General features: G+C 74.7%; 2 protein-coding genes and 1 pseudogene. 2 read left to right on the top strand and 1 reads right to left on the bottom strand.

What is annotated here, in order from left to right:
* A pseudogene (locus AB0J52_RS28995) lies at window positions 1-624 on the top strand (DNA polymerase Y family protein); the annotation flags it as partial.
* Window positions 625-648: 24 nt separating this feature from the next.
* Window positions 649-3,957 (top strand): error-prone DNA polymerase, encoded by a 3,309-nt coding sequence (locus AB0J52_RS28990; RefSeq protein ID WP_500185680.1) that lies wholly within the window; start codon window positions 649-651, stop codon window positions 3,955-3,957.
* Window positions 3,958-4,025: 68 nt separating this feature from the next.
* On the opposite strand, the gene AB0J52_RS28985 is transcribed toward AB0J52_RS28990, so the two are convergent.
* On the bottom strand, window positions 4,026-4,467 hold a 442-nt coding region (locus AB0J52_RS28985; RefSeq protein WP_500185678.1), incomplete at its 5' end, for a polysaccharide deacetylase family protein.

Genomic DNA, 4,467 nt, shown 5'->3' with positions numbered 1-4,467 from the left:
CGCTGGCAGCTCTCCGCGTGGCGGACCGACGCCCCCGGCGCGGACGAGGACGCCGTCTGGGGCGGGGTGGTCTGGCTGGAGCTCGCCCCCGACCAGCTCGTGCCCGCCGTGGGCAGCCAGGACGCGCTGTGGGGGCACGGCGGGGTGGACGAGCGCGTCTCCCGCGCCGCCGACCGCGTCCAGGCGCTGCTCGGGCACGGCGGTGTCACGCGTCCGGTCCTGGTGGACGGGCGCGGGCCCGGCGAGCAGGTGATCAAGGTGCCGGTGGGCGACCTGCCGCCGCGGGAGATCCCGGACGGCCCGTGGCCCGGCCGCGTCCCGGCGCCGGCGCCGGCCGTCGTCCCGCCGGAGCCGCTGCCCGCCACCGTGACCGCCCCGGACGGCGCCGAGGTGCGGGTGTCGGCGCGCTGCGCGGTCTCCGGGCCGCCCGCCCACGTCGCGGTCGGCGCGGCTCCCCCGGGGGTCGTCACGGGCTGGACGGGCCCCTGGCCGGTGGCCGAGCGCTGGTGGGAGCCCGAGCGGGCCCGCCGCCGCGCGCGCTTCCAGGTCACCACCGCCGAGGGGACCGCGTACCTGCTGGCCGTCGAGGGAGGCCGCTGGCACGTGGAGGCGACGTATGAGTAGCGGGAGCGGACGGAGGGGCGGCGGATGAGCTGGTTCAACCCGCCCGTCCCGTGGTCCGAGCTGGAGAAGCGACTGACGTGGAACGGCGGCGGCGACCCGTCGCCCGCCGCGCCCGCGACGCCTGCCGTGTCCGCGAGACGCGGCACGCCGCCGAAGCCGCCGCGCGCCGCGCCGCGCGAGGCGCCCGACGTCGAGTGGGCGGAGCTGCACTGCCACTCCTCATTCAGCTTCCTCGACGGGGCCAGCGACCCCGCGCGGCTCGTGGAGGAGGCCGCGCGGCTCGGCGTGGGCACGATGGCGGTGACCGACCACGACGGCATGTACGGGGCCGTGCGGTTCTCCCAGGCCGCCCGCGAGGCGGGTGTCCGCACCGTCTTCGGGGCCGAGCTCAGCCTGGGCATCGAGACACCGCGCGCGGGCGAGACCGACCCGGCCGGACGGCACCTGCTCGTGCTCGCGCGCGACCCCGCGGGCTACGGGAGACTGTGCGCGGCCATCACGGCGGCGCAGCTCGCGGGCGGCCAGAAGGGACGGCCGGTCTACGACCTCGAAGCCCTCGCGCACGCGCACGAGGGGCGCTGGGCCGTGCTCACCGGCTGCCGGAAGGGGCCCGTGCCGGCCGCACTCGCCGAAGGCGGCCCGGAAGCGGCCGCGCGTGAACTGCACCGGATGATCGAGATGTTCGGCCGGGAGAACGTCTTCGTCGAGCTGATCGACCACGACCAGCCGGGCGACGACACCCGCAACGACGCGCTCTTCGCGCTCGCGCGGGAGGCCGGGGCGCAGGTCGTGGCGTCCAACAACGTGCACTTCGCCGCGCCCGGGGCCGAGGCCCGGCTGGCCGAGACGATGGCGGCCGTCCGGTCCCGGCGCTCCCTGGACGACATGGTCGGCTGGCTTCCGGCGAGCGGCACCGCGCACCTGCGCAGCGGCCGGGAGATGGCCGCCCGCCTGGCCCGCTTCCCCGGCGTGCTCCAGCGGACGGCCGCCCTGGGCGCCGAGTGCGCCTTCGACTTCTCGGTGGTCGCGCCGAAGCTGCCCGACTGGCCGCTTCCCGAGGGCAAGACCGAGGCCGGCCACCTGCGGGACCTGGTCGCGGTAGGCGCCCTGGAACGCTACGGGACGCCCGAGAACGAGAACATGCCCGGCGCGTACGCGCAGATCGCCAAAGAGCTCGACATCATCGAAGACCTGGGATTTCCCGGCTACTTCCTGATCGTCCACGACATCGTGGCGTTCTGTAAGAGCCGTGGCATCCTGTGCCAGGGACGAGGGTCGGCCGCGAACTCGGCGGTCTGCTACGCACTCGGCATCACCGGGGTGGACGCCGTCCGGCACGGCCTGCTGTTCGAGCGCTTCCTCTCCCCCGGACGCGACGGACCGCCCGACATCGACCTCGACATCGAGCACAACCGCCGCGAAGAGGTCATCCAGTACGTCTACGGCAAGTACGGGCGCGAATGCACCGCCCAGGTCGCGAACGTCATCAGCTACCGGCCGCGCATGGCCGTCCGGGACGCCGCCCGCGCGCTCGGCCACTCCCCCGGCCAGCAGGACGCCTGGTCGCGCGGCATCGACCCGCGCGACCCGGTCGGCACGGAGACCTCGGTGCCCGCGCCCGTCCGGGACCTGGCACAGCAGATGCTGCGGTTGCCCCGGCACCTCGGCATCCACTCGGGCGGCATGGTCATCGCGGACCGCCCGGTCGGCGAGGTCTGCCCGATCGAGTGGGCGTCGATGGAGAAGCGCAGCGTCCTGCAATGGGACAAGGACGACTGCGCCGCCGCCGGGCTGGTGAAGTTCGACCTGCTCGGCCTCGGCATGCTCTCGGCCCTGCACGACTGCTTCGACCTCGTGCGCGCGCACCACGGCAAGAGCTACGACCTGCAGTCCGTCCCGCCGGAGGACTCGCAGGTCTACGACATGCTCTGCGACGCCGACACGGTCGGGGTGTTCCAGGTGGAGTCGCGGGCGCAGATGTCGGCGCTGCCGAGGCTGCGGCCGCGCCGCTTCTACGACCTGGTCGTGCAGGTCTCGCTGATCCGGCCGGGCCCCATCCAGGGCGGGTCCGTCCATCCGTACCTGCGGCGGCGCAAGGGCCTGGAACCGCCGACCTGCCCGCATCCGCTGATGGAGGCGGCGCTCGCGCGCACGCTCGGCGTCCCGCTGTTCCAGGAGCAGATGATGGAGCTGGCCATCGCGTGCGCGGGTTTCACGCCCGCCGAGGCCGACCAGCTCCGGCAGGCCATGGGCGCCAAGCGCGCCCCCGAACGCGTCGAGCGGCTCCGGGAGCGCCTCATGCGCGGGATGGCGGAGCGCGGCATCCCGGAGGACATCGCCGAGGACATCTACCAGAAGATCCTGGGGTTCACCGGGTACGGCTTCCCCGAATCGCACGCGCAGAGCTTCGCGCACCTGGTGTACGCGAGCGCGTACCTGAAACGGCATCACCCGGCCGCGTTCACCGCCGCCATCATCCGCAACCAGCCGATGGGCTTCTACAGCTCGAACTCGCTGCTCGCCGACGCGAAGCGGCATGGCATCACCGTGCGCGGGGTGGACGTCAACGCGAGCGACCTGCATCCCACACTGGAGGAGCCCGTCGCGCCCACGCGCGCGCACGAGCACGCGCCGGACGAGCCCCAGCCCGCCATCCGGATCGGTCTGGCGAGCGTCCGCGATCTGGGCACGGCGACCGCCGAGGCGATCGCGGCCGGACGCCCCTACCGCGACATGGAGGACCTCGCCCGGCGCGTCCCCCTGTCGGCGGCGGCGCTGGAGGCCCTGGCGACGGCAGGCGCGTTCGGCTGTTTCGGGCTGTCGCGACGGGAGGCCCTGTGGGCGGCGGGCGCGCTCGCCGGGCATAGCCAGGACGCGCTGGAAGGCGTCACACCGGGAACCGTCGCCCCCTCGCTGCCCGCCATGACGCCCGTCGAGGAGACGCTGGCGGACCTGTGGTCCACCGGCATCGCGCACACCCACCCCATGGCGCACGTCCGCGAAGCGCTGGACGAGCTCGGCGCGATCGCGTTCGAGAACCTCTCGAAACAGGCCGACGACACCAACGTGGTCGTCGCCGGGCTCGTCACGCACCGGCAGCGGCCCCCGACGGCGGGCGGCATCGTCTTCCTGAGCCTGGAGGACGAGACGGGCGTGATCAACGTGGTCTGCCCGCCCTCGGTGTTCGCCCGCTACCGCGCTCTCGCGGTCGACTCCCAGGCGCTCCTGGTCAACGGACGGCTCGAACGCGTGGACGGCGCCACCAACGTCCGCGCGACGCGGTTGCGGCGGCTGCCCGTCCCGGGTCGCGTCCGCTCACGCGACTTCCACTGACGCGGCTCCCGAGCGGAGCGCCGGGCCGCGCGCGGGGCCGCGCGCCGGGCCGCGCACGGCGGCCGGTCTCACCAGCCGGTGAAGCGGTCGCCGGGCCGGACCTGCCGGGCCGCGAGCAGCTCGGACACGGTGACCAGCCGGTACCCCTCGGCCTTCAGCCGCGCCGCGATCAGCGGGACGGCGTCCACGGTCGTGCCGTAGGTGTCGTGCATGAGGATCACCGCGCCGGGACGCGCGCCGGCCGCGGCCCGCTCGGCGACGGCCCGCGGGTCCCGGTCGCGCCAGTCGAGGGTGTCCACGTTCCCGAGCGCCTGGACGAGGCCGAGCGAGCGCGCGACGTCCGCGACCACTCCGTTGGACGCGCCGTACGGGGGCCGCAGCAGCGCCGGGGCCCGGCCGGTGATCTTCCGGACGGCGTCCTGCGTCTGCTGCAGCTCGGTGTGCACCTGGATCGGGGCGAGCCGGGTCAGGTCGCGGTGGTCGCGCGTGTGGTCGCCGATCTCGTGCCCC

Origin of the sequence: Spirillospora sp. NPDC049652, from assembly GCF_040675125.1 — a bacterium.
Lineage (GTDB): Bacteria > Actinomycetota > Actinomycetes > Streptosporangiales > Streptosporangiaceae > Spirillospora.
Note: the sequence above shows the minus strand (reverse complement) of the source record. Positions and strands in the feature narration are given on the sequence as shown.

Excerpts from the sequence above, each read along its gene's own strand:
- AB0J52_RS28990 (WP_500185680.1), top strand. The coding sequence starts at position 649 with ATGAGCTGGTTCAACCCGCCCGTCCCGTGGTCCGAGCTGGAGAAGCGA.